Origin of the sequence: Amycolatopsis sp. FBCC-B4732 (genome assembly GCF_023008405.1) — a bacterium.
GTDB lineage: Bacteria > Actinomycetota > Actinomycetes > Mycobacteriales > Pseudonocardiaceae > Amycolatopsis > Amycolatopsis pretoriensis_A.
On the sequence record NZ_CP095376.1, the window covers coordinates 8,322,451 to 8,336,681 of the forward strand.

Annotated in this window: 13 protein-coding genes; 5 read left to right on the plus strand and 8 right to left on the minus strand. The window is 67.8% G+C overall.

Annotated elements, in window-relative coordinates:
- Positions 1-16: 16 nt before the first annotated feature.
- Positions 17-568, plus strand: a complete 552-nt coding sequence (locus tag MUY14_RS37415) for an SCP2 sterol-binding domain-containing protein (RefSeq protein WP_247016535.1) — start codon at positions 17-19, stop codon at positions 566-568.
- 65 nt (positions 569-633) lie between these two features.
- Positions 634-1,590, plus strand: a complete 957-nt coding sequence (locus tag MUY14_RS37420) for a NaeI family type II restriction endonuclease (RefSeq protein WP_247016537.1) — start codon at positions 634-636, stop codon at positions 1,588-1,590.
- A 34-nt stretch (positions 1,591-1,624) separates the two neighbouring features.
- On the opposite strand, the gene MUY14_RS37425 is transcribed toward MUY14_RS37420, so the two are convergent.
- Positions 1,625-2,899, minus strand: coding sequence for a DNA cytosine methyltransferase (locus tag MUY14_RS37425; protein ID WP_247016539.1), 1,275 nt, complete (start codon positions 2,897-2,899; stop codon positions 1,625-1,627).
- 89 nt (positions 2,900-2,988) lie between these two features.
- Here MUY14_RS37425 and MUY14_RS37430 point away from each other — a divergent pair, with 89 nt between their 5' ends.
- Positions 2,989-3,456, plus strand: coding sequence for a very short patch repair endonuclease (locus MUY14_RS37430; protein WP_247025442.1), 468 nt, complete (start codon positions 2,989-2,991; stop codon positions 3,454-3,456).
- A gap of 110 nt (positions 3,457-3,566) precedes the next feature.
- On the opposite strand, the gene MUY14_RS37435 is transcribed toward MUY14_RS37430, so the two are convergent.
- Positions 3,567-4,040 carry an FxsA family protein gene (locus tag MUY14_RS37435; protein ID WP_247016541.1) on the minus strand — a complete coding sequence of 158 codons (474 nt, stop codon included), beginning with the start codon at positions 4,038-4,040 and terminating at the stop codon, positions 3,567-3,569.
- A gap of 68 nt (positions 4,041-4,108) precedes the next feature.
- On the opposite strand from MUY14_RS37435, the gene MUY14_RS37440 reads away from it, so the two are divergent.
- A complete protein-coding gene (locus MUY14_RS37440; RefSeq protein ID WP_247016543.1) occupies positions 4,109-5,440 on the plus strand; it encodes a pentapeptide repeat-containing protein in 1,332 nt (443 codons plus the stop codon).
- Here MUY14_RS37440 and MUY14_RS37445 read toward each other — a convergent pair.
- The 5 genes from MUY14_RS37445 to pdhA all read right to left on the minus strand — a co-directional run bounded on the left by MUY14_RS37445 (position 5,397) and on the right by pdhA (position 11,740).
- Positions 5,397-7,343, minus strand: coding sequence for an ABC transporter ATP-binding protein (locus MUY14_RS37445; RefSeq protein ID WP_247016545.1), 1,947 nt, complete (start codon positions 7,341-7,343; stop codon positions 5,397-5,399). The genes MUY14_RS37440 and MUY14_RS37445 overlap by 44 nt on opposite strands.
- Positions 7,344-7,363: 20 nt before the next feature.
- Positions 7,364-7,951: a TetR/AcrR family transcriptional regulator gene (locus MUY14_RS37450; RefSeq protein WP_247016547.1), complete on the minus strand. Its 588-nt coding sequence runs from the start codon at positions 7,949-7,951 to the stop codon at positions 7,364-7,366.
- A gap of 238 nt (positions 7,952-8,189) precedes the next feature.
- Entirely contained in the window at positions 8,190-9,527 is a 1,338-nt protein-coding gene (locus tag MUY14_RS37455; protein ID WP_247016549.1) for a dihydrolipoamide acetyltransferase family protein, read from the minus strand.
- 15 nt (positions 9,528-9,542) lie between these two features.
- On the minus strand, positions 9,543-10,535 hold the full coding sequence (locus tag MUY14_RS37460) for an alpha-ketoacid dehydrogenase subunit beta (RefSeq protein ID WP_247016551.1): 993 nt from the start codon (positions 10,533-10,535) through the stop codon (positions 9,543-9,545).
- A complete protein-coding gene (pdhA, locus tag MUY14_RS37465) occupies positions 10,535-11,740 on the minus strand; it encodes a pyruvate dehydrogenase (acetyl-transferring) E1 component subunit alpha (protein WP_247016553.1) in 1,206 nt (401 codons plus the stop codon). The genes MUY14_RS37460 and pdhA overlap by 1 nt, the downstream gene beginning before the upstream one ends.
- Positions 11,741-12,108: 368 nt before the next feature.
- On the opposite strand from pdhA, the gene MUY14_RS37470 reads away from it, so the two are divergent.
- Positions 12,109-13,530 (plus strand): M20/M25/M40 family metallo-hydrolase, encoded by a 1,422-nt coding sequence (locus MUY14_RS37470; RefSeq protein ID WP_247016555.1) that lies wholly within the window; start codon positions 12,109-12,111, stop codon positions 13,528-13,530.
- 72 nt (positions 13,531-13,602) lie between these two features.
- Here MUY14_RS37470 and MUY14_RS37475 read toward each other — a convergent pair whose 3' ends face one another.
- Positions 13,603-14,163, minus strand: a complete 561-nt coding sequence (locus MUY14_RS37475) for a TetR/AcrR family transcriptional regulator (RefSeq protein ID WP_247016557.1) — start codon at positions 14,161-14,163, stop codon at positions 13,603-13,605.
- Between the last annotated feature and the right edge of the window lie 68 nt (positions 14,164-14,231).

The following is a 14,231-nucleotide window of genomic DNA, read 5'->3' on the forward strand; positions in this document are numbered from 1 at the left end:
CCGCAGCAGCCACGTGGTGAACGCGTTCGCGGAGAAGCTGGTCATCGGCAACCTGACGGCTTCGCAGTTCATTCAGGTCCTGGAAACCTTGCACATGCTGGGCTCCGCGGGAGCGGGCATCGAGTTGAGCTCGCTGTCGACGGACGTCCTGGTCGACGTGGTCCGCCGGGCGTCTCGCGAGCAGCTGAAGGCGATCGCGGAGCATCCCGAGTTGCGCCCGGTGTTCCTGGACGAGATTTTCCGCAGGATGTCGGAGCATTTCTTGCCGGAGAAGGCACGCCACGTGGATTTCGTGGTTTCGTGGCGCTTTTCCGAGGGCTCCGGAGAAGACGGGTACGACCGCTTCCAGACGGTGATCGAGGACGGGGTGTGCGTTTCTTCGGCAGACCTGTCGCGATCCCCGGACACGACGATCACGCTGTCGGTGGACGACTTCATCAGGATGGCAACGGGCAACGCGGCGGTGGCAGCGATGTTCGTAACGGGCCGGGTGAAGGTGAAGGGCGAGTACGCCCCGGCGGTGCGCTTCTCGAGCTACTTCGACATCCCCAAGCCGACGGTGGACTAGCTGTCGCTGGCTTGCTGGTCGCGAACGCAGTGTGCTGGCTGGTTCAGCTATGTAAGATCCTCGGAGTGTCTCATGACGAGCTTGATCCGCAGCAGACCCTCCTCCCGGGAATTGAACCTGCCGATGATCCGGCTTTGAACGCTGTCGCGGAAAGCATCCTGAGAGATGACCCGGATGGCTCGAGGTTCGCTGGGGCCATCCGGCGTAGCATCGACATGTTGCTAGATGGCCAGCACACTGGGCGGTACCGCTGGGACCAGCTTTTCAAAACAGAAAAGGCGCACGCTGGTACTCTCATCGAGATCAATCTTCAGCGTGAGTTTAAATTCACTGACGGCAAGCGCATGGACTATGAAATCGCCGGGTTCGAGGTTGACTGCAAGTTTTCGCAAACTCGTTTTGCTTGGATGATTCCGCCGGAAGCGCACAATGAGATAATACTCGGCGTATGGGCGAGTGATACGGATTCTATATGGTGTGCCGGACTTGTCCGCGCGAGATCTGAGTACCTGAACACCGGCGGGAACCGGGATGCAAAGAGAACTCTGAATGTGGTTGGCAGAGGTGCTGTTAAGCGACTCTTCTGGGAAGCGCCGCTTCAGGAGAACCTGCTCTTGAAGCTGCCCCGGGCGGACATTGACGCCATCTTCGCACCTCGCTCTGGCCAGAAACGTGTGAATGAACTCTTCTTGAGGGCTCAAAAACGCCGGGTGAGCCGCAATGTCGTCGCCACCGTTGCGATGCAAGACGACTACATGAAGCGTGTTCGATCCAATGGAGGTGCCAGGTCGAACCTTCAGCCTCGTGGAATCGTAATCCTCGGCGATTACACGAGTCATGGTGCGCTGGCGCGTCAGCTGGGCCTCCCAGTGCCTGGACCGGGTGAGTTTGTCAGTGCCAGACTGGTTCGGTTGAATCCCGATCGCCCAGGAGTTCCATACGTCTCGCTGGAGGGCGAGCGTTGGACGTTGGCGCGCGAGGAGGATGCCGAGGAGCTGGTTCCTAAGCTGCCCACCATCTGAATAGAACGCCGGGCAGCTCAGGTGGCACCCCAGGTTAGCTGATCCGCGCGCGGTTCTTCAGGAAGTTTGCGTGCCGTTCGTGGTCTTCCTGGCCGATGAAGGCCTTGAAATTTCCGAGCCGGTAGATCTTCGTTCCATTGCTCGTCTTGATGTCGATGTCGAAGTCTCGGCGCAAGAGCTCGATCCTGCGCTCGAGCTCGACGACGTCAATCCGTAGATCCGCCGACTTGATGATTTCTTCAGCTTCGATGAAGTCGTCCGCGTTGCGAAGCGCTCGGTACACGGCGTCATGATTGGCTGCCGTGCGCTCCTCAGCAAGCTTCTCCTGCTTGAATGCAAGGATAATGGCCTCGCCCAGTGCTCGGGCCACAGGCGGCGGGAAGGCATTGCCAATCTGGCGGTAGCGGCTGGTCTTCCGGCCGGTGAACTCCCACTGGTACTCACCCGACCAGCCCTGAATCCTGGCAACCATTTCGCAGGTGAGTTTGGGGCCGACTTTGAACTCGTCGTCGGGGCCGGGGGCTAAGTCTGCCACGCCCATGGCGTCGACCCCGAGCTCAGCCCATGCGCGCTTCGCGCGGGTCGGTCCCAGGTCTGCGCCACCGTGCTTCTTGGAGCCGCCAACGATCGTAGGTGCGATCTTGTCGGCTTTCCTGGCCCAGTCGTCGACGCCTTTCCAGCCCCGGGCCCCCATGAGGTCCTTGAGCGCCTCGCCGACTGTGAGCTCAGCCTCGGATTCCTGTGGCCAGCTGAAGTACTTGGCGTCCTCCTCTTCGAGGGCGATGAGTACGAAACGCGGTCGTAGCTGGGGGACGCCGAAGCCGGATGCGTGAAGCAGGCGCCATTCAGCCACGTACCCGAACTCGGCAAGCCTGTCCAGCACGTGCTGCCGATAGCCCGCGAAGCGTGGCATGCTCAGACCACGCACATTCTCAAGAAGCACCGCACGGGGCTTGATGATGTTGACCTGTTCGACCGCCCACGCGAACAGGTCACGCTCGTCGTTGGCGCCGAGTTGCTTCCCCGCAACGGTAAAAGGCGGGCATGGCACGCCGCCTGCGAGCAGGGCAAGCTGTCCGCGCTTCTCGTAGACCTCGCCGCCAGGACCGTGCTCGTGCGGATTCCAGACGCTGGGGTCAGCGACATCTCCTTCGAGCACGACCTCCTCGGGCAAGTTCTGCCTCAAGGTGTGGCTAGCGTTTGCGTCCAATTCGATCGCCAGCCGGTGGGTGAAGCCAGCCTTCTCCAGGCCGAGCGCTTGGCCGCCCATGCCGGCGCAGATTTCGATTGCCTCGAAGGCCTGGCTCATGATCTTCCCTTCCAAGGCGAGCTCGCCCGCGTGTACCGACGGCCATCATCCCTTACGGCTGGAGCGGCCGAGCGTAGACTGCCTGCTTGATGACTACTCCGGGTCCGGACAAGCGCGACTTGCGTGAACTCGCTCACGCAAGGGGTACCTACCCCAAGCCCGCTACGGAGGGGCGCTCGCGCAACATGCAAGCCAACCGCCGGAAGGACACCAAACCTGAGGTCACCCTCCGCAAGGAGCTGCACCGTCTTGGGTACCGGTACCGCAAGGACCTGCCGCTCGTGGTCGGCGACGGCCTTCGCGTCCGGCCGGATATCGTTTTCCCCCGGCGGAAGGTTGCGGTGTTCGTTGACGGCTGCTTCTGGCACGTGTGCCCTGAGCACGGCCGGATGCCGACGAGCAACGAGTGGTACTGGACTCCCAAGCTTCGCCGGAACATGGAGCGAGATCAGCTGGTCACCACCGCGTTGGCCGCCGAAGGCTGGGACGTCGTGCGCATATGGGAGCACGTTGCCCTGCCGGAAGCGGTTGCCGCGGTGACGAACCGGGTTGACTAAGCTGACCACGACTCGATCATATGTGCGACGTCTGACAGAAACTTACGATTGGGGAGCGTGTCGGCCCGAAACATCCTTTCGGGCTGGGTGATCGGTCGACGACCGGTTCGCTACCCCTCGATGACCCGGCCTTCGATCACCGTCGGCTGGTCGCGGTCGCGTCGGGGCTCCTGCGGAGGCACGACCTCGCTATCCACCACCATCACCGGACCCCGACGCTGGTTCGCGAACCGGACCGCTCGCTTCTCCATCCGCTTCAGCCACAACCGCCGAGCCACCGCGCGTGACGGCGGGAGGATCAGCAGCAGGCCGAGCACGTCGCTCACGAACCCCGGCACCAGGATCAGCACCCCGCCCAGCCCGACGAGCATGCCGTCGGTCAGCTCCTTCTCCGAGGGGCGTCCCAGCCGGGCCGACTCCACGAATGCCCGCATCGCCTTCGCACCTTCGCGGCGGGCGAGCCACGAGCCGATGAAGGCGCCGGCGATCAAGAGGGCCACTGTGCCGAGCACGCCGACAGCCGAGCCCACCGCCCAGATCGCGGCGATCTCGGCGATGACGTAGAGCAGGAACGCGACAGCCATACCGGGACAACGAACGACCTGTCCGATTTGCTCCCGCAGCCGAAATTCACCGGCTAGGGTCACACCTCGTGCCCGACTGGTTCCGCTGGCTCCTGATCGCGCTCGCGGTGCTCGGCGTCGTCGCACTGACCGGGCGTCAACGGCTGAGGATTCCCGCGTTTCCCCAGATGAGAGCCGGTATTGCCCTCTCCGTGCTCGTCTGGCTGGCGATCGCCGTCGTCGTTGCGGGCTGTGCCGGGGGCGGGCTGCTCTGGTTCCTCGGCTGGCCGCGGCTGCCCACCACGGCCGCGTTCGACGTCGCCCAGTTGCTCGACCTGCTCAAGATCGCTCTCTCCGTGGTCGCCGGGCTGGGTGGGGTGGTGCTGCTCGCCGTCAACTACCGGAAGCAGCGGGTCACCGAGAACGAGCACGCCCTCGCCGTCGAGAAGGCCGGGCGCGAGACCGTTCAAGGGTTCAACGAACGGCTCGGTGCCGCCGCCGAACAACTCGCCCACGACAGTCCCGCGGTCCGGTTGACCGGCGTCTACGCCCTTGCCGGGCTCGCTGACGACTGGGAGGACAAGCGCCAGGTCTGCGTCGACGTCCTCTGCGGATACCTGCGGCTTCAGCCGCCGGCCATGACGCCCGGTGAGGCCGTGGTGCGGGAAGCGATCCTCCGGATGTTCCGCGATCGGCTCACCGGCCTCCGGTGGTGGCGGCAGCCGATCGACTTCGACTTCACCGAAGTCGTGTTCGAGAACGCCGACTTCTCCGGGCTCCGGTTCCGCGGGCGGCTGATCCTCGACCGGGCGGAGTTCACCGGGGAGTCGGCCTCGTTCCACCGCGCGCGCTTCAGCGGCGGCCTCAGCTGCCACGGCACGCGCTTCGCCGCCGAGCGCACAACCTTCGCGAAGGCGACTTTCGACGGCGCGGTCGAGTTCGTCGGAACCGAGTTCACCGGGCGGGAACTCAGCTGGGCCGGTGCGACCGTCGAAGGGAAAACGGCCGACTTCTACCGGTGCCGGGTCGCGTGCACACGTCTGGACTTCACGCAGCTCAGCATCGAAGCCGGGGAACTCCGTTTCGAGCAGCTGGAGCTGGCCGACACCGATGTGGACTTCGAAGGCCTCTACGCCGGATGGCGCGATGACGAGGGCGGCTTTCCGCGGCTGACCTTCGAGGACGTGCGGTTCCTGCGCTCAAGACTGCGGCTGGAGCTGTGGAGCGAGCGCGAGCGGATGGTCTGGCTGCGGGACTGCGTGCTCGACACCGTAGCCGTCCAGCTTCGCGCGGACGAGGACGCCAAAGCCTGGTTGAACCTGCGGAACGTCGAACTCCGCGGGGGCACCGAGATCCCCGCGGAGTTCGTCCGGACCCTTAGCTCGGCACCTCGTCCAAGTACGCCCGTGCCTGGAGCGTGAACAGCTCCGCGTACCCGGCCTTCGCCGCCATCAGCTCCTCGTGCGTTCCGTACTCCGCCACCTTCCCCCGGTCCAGCAGCAAGATCCGCTCCGCCTGCCGAACCGTCGAGAATCGGTGCGAGATGTACAGCGTCGTCCGCCCCTCCGACAGCTGGCGCAGCCGCGCGAACAAGTCGTGCTCGGCCTGCGCGTCCAACGCCGACGTCGGCTCGTCCAGGATCAGCAACGGTGCCTCCCGCTGGAAAGCCCGCGCCAGCGCGATTTTCTGCCACTCGCCACCGGACAGTGAGACGCCCTGGTCGAACCATCGGCCCAGCGGGCTGTCGTAGCCGGACGGCAGGCGCTCGATGCGCTCGTCCGCGCCCGCTCGGCGGGCCGAATCCTCGATGTGCGGGCGATCCTCCAACCGCGAAAGGTCCCCCAGCCCGATGTTCTCCGCCGCCGTTCCCTGGTACGTCACGTAGTCCTGGAACATCGCGCTGATCCGCTCGCGCAGCTCGACCGGGTCGTACTCGCGGATGTCCACGCCGTCCAACAGGATGCGGCCGGCGGTCGGGTCGTACAAGCGGCAGAGCAGCTTGAACAGCGTCGACTTGCCCGCGCCGTTGCGGCCCACCACCGCCACCGTCTCGCCCGGGCGGATCTCGAAGCTGACGTCCTCCAGTGCCGGTTCCTCGGCGCCCGGGTAGGCGAACGTCACCGAATCGAACTCGATGTGACCGTCCACAACGGACGGGAACTTCCGCGGTGACGGCGGCGCGGTGATCTCGGGTTTCGTGTCCAGGAAGCGGTAGAGCGTGTCCAGGTACAGATTGTTCTCGTACATCCCCGAAAACGCCGTGAACAGCCCGGACACCGACGCCTGCACGGACGTTGCCGCCGCCGTGTAGAGGGCCAGGTCGCCCAGGGTCAGCCGGCCGCCGACCGCCTCCAGTGCGATGTACAGCGCGATCGCCGAGCCCGCGAACGTGCTCAGCAGACCCCAGGACGTCGAGCTGATGTTGCGGTTGATCGTCAGCTTCCGCTGCCGCTCGTAGGACACCAGGCCGAGGCGGCGGAAGCGGTCGACGAAGTACGGGCCGAGGCCGAACAGCTTCGTTTCCTTGGCGTACGTGTCCGTCGTGACCAGCGAAGACAGGTAATCCATCCGCCGCTTGATCGGCGACATCAGGAACGTCAGCCAGAACGCGCGCGAGCCGTACTTGGACTGCGAAATGAACGCCGGGATCGGCGCCAGCAGCGCGACCAGCGCCAGCAGCGGGCTGATCGAGACGAGCAGCGCGATCATGCTGCCGAACGTGATCAGCGTCCGGACCAGGCCCAGCGCCGAGTTCATCATCGACAGCGGACGGGTCGGGGCTTCCTGCGCCGCCTGGCGCAGCATGTCGTAGGACGTCGAACCCTCGAAGTACGCCAAGTGCAGTTCGCTCGCGTGGGCCATCACGCGGTGGCGGATGGTCAGCGTCATGCGCTCCTGCAGCAGGGCCTGCGCGATCGACGTCAACGCGCTGCTGATCGCCGTCGCGGCGAGCACGGCGAACTGGAACAGCGCCACGTTCACGATGTCGCCGGTGGTTCCCTTGCCCTGGATCGCCGCGACGACCGAGTCGAGCAGCAGCTTCGCGATGTACGCCGTCACCGTCGGGAGGAGGCCCGACAACAGCGTGATCAGCGCGAGCACGATCGTCAGGGGTGGGCTCGCCTGCCACGTCAGCTTGGCGACCTTCGGCAGGCCGCGAACCGTGCCCGCCACGGACGTCTTCGCGCGCTTCAGCCGCGAGCGCAGGTCCTTCGGCTGGTCTTCCGGTTTCGGCTCCGGGATGTCGACCGGGCCCGTGAGCCCGCTCTCCGGCACGGTCGACGCGTGCCGGCGACGGCCGCGGCGGGCCATCATGAACTCCATCCCGCCCCCACCACCCGGGATCACGGGGCCTCCACGGCGCCGTGCAGGAAGACGTCGACCACCTGGCGCGGGGTGGGTACGTCGCCGTCCGGGGCCATCCGGCCGCCGAACAGCAAGGTCAGGAAGAGGCCGGCCAGCTGCTCGGGCGGCAGGCGCAGGCGGTCCTTCTCCGGCGTGAACAGCTCGACCATCGCGCCGCGCATGGCGGCCATCGACTCGCGGCGGCCGCCCTTCCACGTCTTGCGCTGGTCCTTGAGGCGCTGCTCGGGGTCGCGGTGCCGGACGCGGCCGGACGCGTGCAGGGCGCCCATCAGCGCGCCCATCCGCTCGAGGTGCGCGCCGAGCGCTTCGGCGGCCTCGACGAGCCGGTCCGCGAGGGGCTGGTCGACCGGGATCTCGGCGATCGCGTCGAGCACGTGGTCGGGCCGCAGCGCCTCGGCGGTGCAGGCGTCGAAGAGCTCGTCCTTGTCCTTGAACGCGCGGAAGATGGTGCCCTCGCCGATGCCGGCGGCGCGGGCGATCTGGCTGGTCGTCACGTTCGCGCCGTGCTCGATGAGGAGCGGCAGCACCGCGTGCACGATCATGGCGCGCCGCGCTTCGGCGCTCATGCCCGGCGCTCTCCGCCGGGTTTCGGGTGCTGGTGTCATCCCACCAGTGTGCGGAGTGAGTACTCACTCCGTCAAGTGAGTATAGGTTGACGCCCGATCCTCGGCGGCACCAAGCAGCACGAACTGGAGCAGTGTCAGGTCCAGCGTCGACCTCGACGCCGGGAGGATCGTCTTCAGGGGCCCGTGACCGCGGAAGGCCGCCCCGGAACTTCCGGGACGGCCCTCCACCTGAGAAAACTCAGTAAGTCATCGCCATCGCCGGGTCGGCCAGGAGGGCGCCGACGTCGGCCAGGAACTCCGAACCCTGCTGGCCGTCGACCACTCGGTGGTCGAAGCTCAGGGACAGCTGGAGCACCTTGCGGACCTTGATCTCGCCGTCCACCACCCACGGCTGGTCCTTGATCGCGCCGAGGCACAGGATCGCGGACTCGCCCGGGTTGATGATCGGCGTGCCCGTGTCGACGCCGAACACGCCCACGTTGGTGATCGTGATCGTGCCGTTCGCCATGTCCGCCGGCGACGTCTTGCCCTCGCGGGCGACGTCGGTCAGCTTCGTCAGCGCCTGCGCCAGCTCCTTGAGCGACAGCGAGTCGGCGTCCCGGACCTTCGGCACGATCAGGCCGCGCGGCGTGGCGGCCGCGATGCCCAGGTGCACGTAGTCCTTGTAGACGATCTCCTGCGCCGCCTCGTCCCAGACCGCGTTGATGTCCGGCGTGCGCTTCGCCGCCAGGCACACGGCCTTCGCGGCGAACGTCAGCGGCGTGACCTTCACCCCGGCGAACTCCCGCGACTTCTTCAGCTTCTCGCGGAACTCCATCATCGGCGTGACGTCGATGGTCAGGAACTCCGTGACGTGCGGAGCGGTGTACGCGCTCTGCACCATCGCCGCGGCGGTCATCTTGCGGACGCCCTTGATCGGCACCCGCCGCTCGCGCGATCCGTTGCCGGCAACCGCGGCGGGAGGCACGACTGCGGTCCCGTTCGCGGCGCGCTCGACGTCTTCACGCGTGATGACGCCGCCATCGGCGGTGCCGGTGAGCGCGTGCAGGTCGACGCCGAGATCCTTCGCGAGCTTCCGCACCGGCGGCTTCGCGAGCGGAACGTACCCGCCGCGAGGAGCAGCCGGGGCTGCCGGGGCCACGGGAGCCGGAGCGGGCGGAGCGGCGACGGCCACCGCGGCCGGTGCGGGAGCCGGAGCGGCACCCTTCCGGGCCCGCCGCTGCGTGACCACGGCCTTGGAGCCGTAGCCGACCAGCGGCTTCATCTCTTCTTCTTCGACCGGAGCCGGAGCGGGAGCCGCGGCAGCAGGCGCGGGCGCCGCCGCGCCACCGGGGTCGACGTCGATGGTGAGGATCGGCGTGCCGACCTCCACCGTCTGCCCCGGCTCCACGTGCAGCTCCGTGACCACGCCGGCCCACGGGATCGGCAGCTCGACGGCCGCCTTCGCCGTCTCGATCTCGACCACGATCTGGTTGACCGTGACCGTGTCGCCCGGCTTGACGTGCCAGTTCAGGATGTCGGCTTCGGTCAGCCCCTCGGCGGTGTCGGCCAGGGGGAACTCTTTGTACGTCGGCATTGCGCGGGATCCCCCTTACCAGGCCAGTGAGCGGTCGATGGCGTGCAGCACCCGGTCCAGGTCGGGGAGGTAGTGCTCCTCGAGCTTGGCCGGCGGGTACGGCGTGTCGAACCCGGTCACCCGCAGCACCGGCGCTTCCAGCGAGTAGAAGCACTCCTGCTGCACCCGCGCGGCGATCTCCGACGTCAGCGACGACTCGGACGGCGCCTCCGACAGCGCGATCAGCCGTCCGGTCTTGCGCACCGACTCGAACACCGGGCCGAGGTCCAGCGGCGAGAGCGTGCGCAGGTCGATGACCTCCAGCGACTTGCCCTCGTCCTCCGCCGCGGCGGCCGCGTCGAGCGCGACCTTCACCGACGGGCCGTACGCGACGACCGTCGCGGTCGTGCCCTCGCGCACGACCTGCGACGAGAACATCCGCTGCGGCGTGCCCGCGACGTCGATCTCCGCGCGCAGCGCACCCGAGTGGTAGAGCCGCTTGGGCTCGAAGAACAGGATCGGGTCGTCCGACTTGATCGCTTCCTGGATGCCCCAGTAGGCGTCCACGGCGTTCGAAATGGACACGACCTTGAGGCCCGGGATGTGCGCGAACAGCGACTCCGGGGACTCCGAGTGGTGCTCGACCGCGCCGATCCCGCCGCCGAACGGCACCCGGATCACGACGGGCATCTTGATCTTGCCCTGCGTCCGGTAGTGCAGCTTCGCCAGCTGCGAGGAGATCTGGTCGAAGCCCGGGAAGATGAAGCCCTCGAACTGGATCTCGCAGACCGGCCGGAAGCCGCGCACGGCCAGGCCGACCGCGGTGCCGATGATGCCGGACTCCGCGAGCGGCGTGTCCAGCACGCGCTGCTCGCCGAAGTCCTTCTGCAGGCCGTCGGTGATCCGGAAGACGCCGCCGAGCTTGCCGACGTCCTCGCCCATGATCAGGACCTTGGGGTCTTCTTCCATCGCGCGGCGCAGGCCGAGGTTGAGCGCCTTGCCGATGGTGAGTTTCTGGAGGTCGGTCATCAGTGCTCACCCGCCGAGGCGAAACCGTCGAGGTAGGACAGGAACTCTTCGCGCTGCGACTCCAGCACCGGGTTGCCCTCGGCGTAGACGTTGCTGAAGATCCGGTCCGGCGGCGGTTCCGGCATGTTGAACGTGTACTCGCGCAGGTCGGCCGCGAACGCGTCGGCCTCTTCCTGGACGCTGTCGAAGAACGCCTGGTCGGCGCCGCCACCGCGGGCGAGGAACGCCCGGACGCGCTCGATCGGGTCCTTCAGCTTCCACTCCTCCAGCTCGTCGGAGAGCCGGTAGCGGGTGGGGTCGTCGGTCGTCGTGTGCGCGTCCATCCGGTAGGTGAACGCCTCGATCAAGACGGGTCCGTTGCCGTGGCGGCACTCGTCGAGCGCCCAGCGGGACACCGCGAGGCAGGCCAGGACGTCGTTGCCGTCGACGCGGATGCCGGGGAAGCCGTAGCCGCGGGCGCGCTGGTAGAGCGGCAGGCGCGACTGGCGCTCGGTCGGCTCCGAGATCGCCCACTGGTTGTTCTGGCAGAAGAACACCAGCGGCGCGTCGTAGACCGCGGCCCAGACGAATCCTTCGTGGACGTCACCCTGCGAGGTGGCGCCGTCGCCGAAGTAGCAGATCGTGGCTTCGCCGTCGTCGTCGCCGACCTTGCCCTCGAACTTCTGGCCCATCGCGTAACCGGCGGCGTTGAGCACCTGGTTGCCGATCACGATCGTGTACGGGTGGAAGCCGTGGCGCTGGTAGTCCCAGCCACTGTGGTCGGTGCACCGGAAGATGCCGAGCAGGTCCTTCATGTCGACCCCGCGCGCGAACGCGACGCCGTGTTCGCGGTAGCTGGGGAAGGCCATGTCGTTCGCCCGGAGGGCGCGGCCCGAGCCGATCTGCGCGGCTTCCTGGCCGAGCAGCGGAACCCAGATGCCGAGCTGGCCCTGGCGCTGCATGGCGTTGGCTTCGCGGTCGGCCCGCCGCACCAGCACCATGTCGCGGTACAGGCCGCGCAGGGCTTCGGCGTCGATGTCGTCGACGTACTTGTCGAACTGGGGCGACGGCACCCGTTCGCCTTCGGGGGTGAGCAGCTGAGTCAGCTCAGCGCCACCTTCGCTGGTTGCTCGCAATCCGGCGATGACCTGCTCCGGGGAGGGCTGGGCCGCCACGGCGGCGGGCCCGTCCCCGGGTTCCGGGTGCGTCCACTGTTCGGACGGCATGCGCAGTACTCCTCGTGTCGGTGCCTCTGGCGGCCGCTTGTGGCGACCACAGCGACTGCACCGGCGGGGACCAGCGCATCGGGTCCGAAGCGCTCGGTCGCCGTCGGCGTTGACGGTTCACGCGGACATCCTGGCACGATGGTCCGCCCTTTGGTGAGTCACGGATACTTATTTGTTGCTGAGAAACAGGCGCTGAACAGGGCAAACGTTAGGACGCCCGAGCATCGGACCTGCGAGGGTCGGGCGCCGGTCCGGGCGTTCACCTGGTACGGCGGGGTGATCACTCAGCCGTGCGTGCGCGCTTCCGCACCACCGGTGGCGACGTTGTGACGTGCCGCACGCCGGGACCCCCGTGGCACGATGGCGGCGTGGAGCAGAAATCCGTTCGTGAGTCCGTTGTCACCGCCTGGACCGACGAGGTCACCCCCAGTTTGTCCGGGCTCGTGGCGATCCCCGCCCTGTCGCCGGCCTTCGACGCCGAGTGGGCCAAGACCGGCCACCTCGCCGCCGCCGTCGAGCACGTCCGCGCCTGGATCGCCGGGCGCGACCTGCCCGGCGCCACCATCGAGGTCGTGCAGCTCGAAGACCGCACGCCCCTGCTGCTCGTCGACGTCCCGGCGACCCCGGGCGCGGCGGACAAGGGCACCGTCCTGATGTACGGCCACCTCGACAAGCAGCCCCCGGTCGGCGGCTGGTCCGAGGGCCTCGGCCCGTGGACGCCGGTGATCCGCGACGGCCGCCTGTACGGCCGCGGGTCCGTCGACGACGGCTACTCCGGCTACGCGGCGACGACGGCCCTGGAGGCCGTGCACGCGGCCGGCGGCGAGCACGCCCGCACGGTCGTGCTGCTCGAGACCGGCGAGGAGTCCGGCAGCCCCGACCTGCCCGCCTACGTCGAGCACCTGGCCGAGAAGATCGGCGAGGTCTCGCTGGTCGTCTGCCTGGACGCCGGCGGCAGCGACTACGAGCGGTTGTGGCTGGTCACGAGCCTGCGCGGGATGCTGCACCTCGACGTCACCGTGCAGCTGCTGGCTTCGGCGCAGCACTCCGGCGTCGCTTCGGGCGTGGTCGCCAGCTCGTTCCGCGTGCTGCGGCGCCTGATCGAGCGGCTCGAGGACAGCGAGACCGGCGAGCTGCTGCTCGACGAGCTCAAGGTCGACGTCCCGGCGGACCGGCTGGCCGAGCTCGAAGCCGTGTCGAAGGACTTCCCCGACGCGCTGGCGAAGGCGTTCCCGCTGGTCGAAGGCGGGCGCGTGATCACGGAAGACGCGCTGGAGCTGATGCTCAACAACGCGTGGCGCCCGACGCTGTCGGTGATCGGCGCCGACGGCTTCCCGAAGCCGGCCGACGCGGGCAACGTCCTGCGCGAGAGCACTACGCTCACCCTGAGCTTCCGGCTGCCGCCGACGGCCGACGCCGAGAAGGCGCTCGAAGCCGTGAAGAAGGCCCTGACCACCGACGTCCCGTACGGCGCGAAGGTCTCCTTCGGCGACAACCCGCAGGCGGAGGACGGCTGGAACGCGCCGACCGAAGCGCCGTGGCTGACGTCGGCCCTGCGCACGGTCAGCGACGAGGTCTTCGGCCAGCCGCACCGCGCGACCGGCATGGGCGGGTCGATCCCGTTCATGGGCCTGCTCTCGCGGAAGTACCCGGAGGCGCAGTTCCTGGTCACCGGCGCGTGCGGGTCGGACTCGAACATCCACGTGCCGGACGAGTGGCTGCACCTGGGCTACGCGCAGCAGGTCACCGAGGCCGTCGCGCACATCCTGGACGCCCACGCCCGCGGCTGAAGCGCGCCACTTTCCCTATGAAAGTGATCCGGAGGTCGTCCCTCCAGATCACTTTCACGTGAAAGTGCGGCTTTAGCGGCAGGCTTCGCGCAAGGTTGCGGCGGCCGTCTCCAGGTATGCCGGGAAGTCCTGCTTCCCGGCCGCGTCGATCCACCGGTCGAACGCGTCGCCGAAGACGATCGTCGCGACCTGCGCGGCTGCTTTCGCCTGGTCGGGCGGGGTGCCCCGGCGTTCGAGGGCTTCGCGGAGCGCGGCGGTGATCGCGGCGCCCTTGGTCCGCTCGCGCTCCTGGAGCTCCGCGGTGGCCGCGATGACGGCCCGGCGCTCGGGTGACGGGTCGACCAGTCGCGTGACCTGCGTGCCGACGTCGGCGAGCGCCCCGAGTGCCGTGCGCAGCGGGGACCCGGCGTCGTCGGCGGCGAGGACGGCTTCGGCGATCGCGGGCGGCAACTGCTCGGAGCCCGCGAAGAGGACTTCGCGCTTGTCGGGGAAGTAACGGAAGTACGAGCGGCGGGTGATCCCGGCGCGCTCGGCGATCTGCGTCACGGTCACGGCGTCGTACCCGTGCTCGGCGTAGAGCTCGAGCGCGGCTTTCCGCAGCCGGTCCGCGGTCCCGGGATCCCATCTGGCCACGGCCCCAGCCTACAAGCGATGTCTCAGTGTGTCGTCACGTGCTAGCGTCAGTGATGACACACTGAGAC

Bases quoted from the DNA above. Each gene is read 5' to 3' on its own strand.
- MUY14_RS37425 (WP_247016539.1), bottom strand. From the start codon at position 2,899: ATGAGCCAGGCCTTCGAGGCAATCGAAATCTGCGCCGGCATGGGCGGC.
- MUY14_RS37430 (WP_247025442.1), top strand. From the start codon at position 2,989: ATGACTACTCCGGGTCCGGACAAGCGCGACTTGCGTGAACTCGCTCAC.
- MUY14_RS37435 (WP_247016541.1), bottom strand. From the start codon at position 4,040: ATGGCTGTCGCGTTCCTGCTCTACGTCATCGCCGAGATCGCCGCGATC.
- MUY14_RS37445 (WP_247016545.1), bottom strand. From the start codon at position 7,343: ATGGAGTTCATGATGGCCCGCCGCGGCCGTCGCCGGCACGCGTCGACC.
- MUY14_RS37450 (WP_247016547.1), bottom strand. From the start codon at position 7,951: ATGAGCGCCGAAGCGCGGCGCGCCATGATCGTGCACGCGGTGCTGCCG.
- MUY14_RS37455 (WP_247016549.1), bottom strand. From the start codon at position 9,527: ATGCCGACGTACAAAGAGTTCCCCCTGGCCGACACCGCCGAGGGGCTG.
- MUY14_RS37460 (WP_247016551.1), bottom strand. From the start codon at position 10,535: ATGACCGACCTCCAGAAACTCACCATCGGCAAGGCGCTCAACCTCGGC.
- pdhA (WP_247016553.1), bottom strand. From the start codon at position 11,740: ATGCCGTCCGAACAGTGGACGCACCCGGAACCCGGGGACGGGCCCGCC.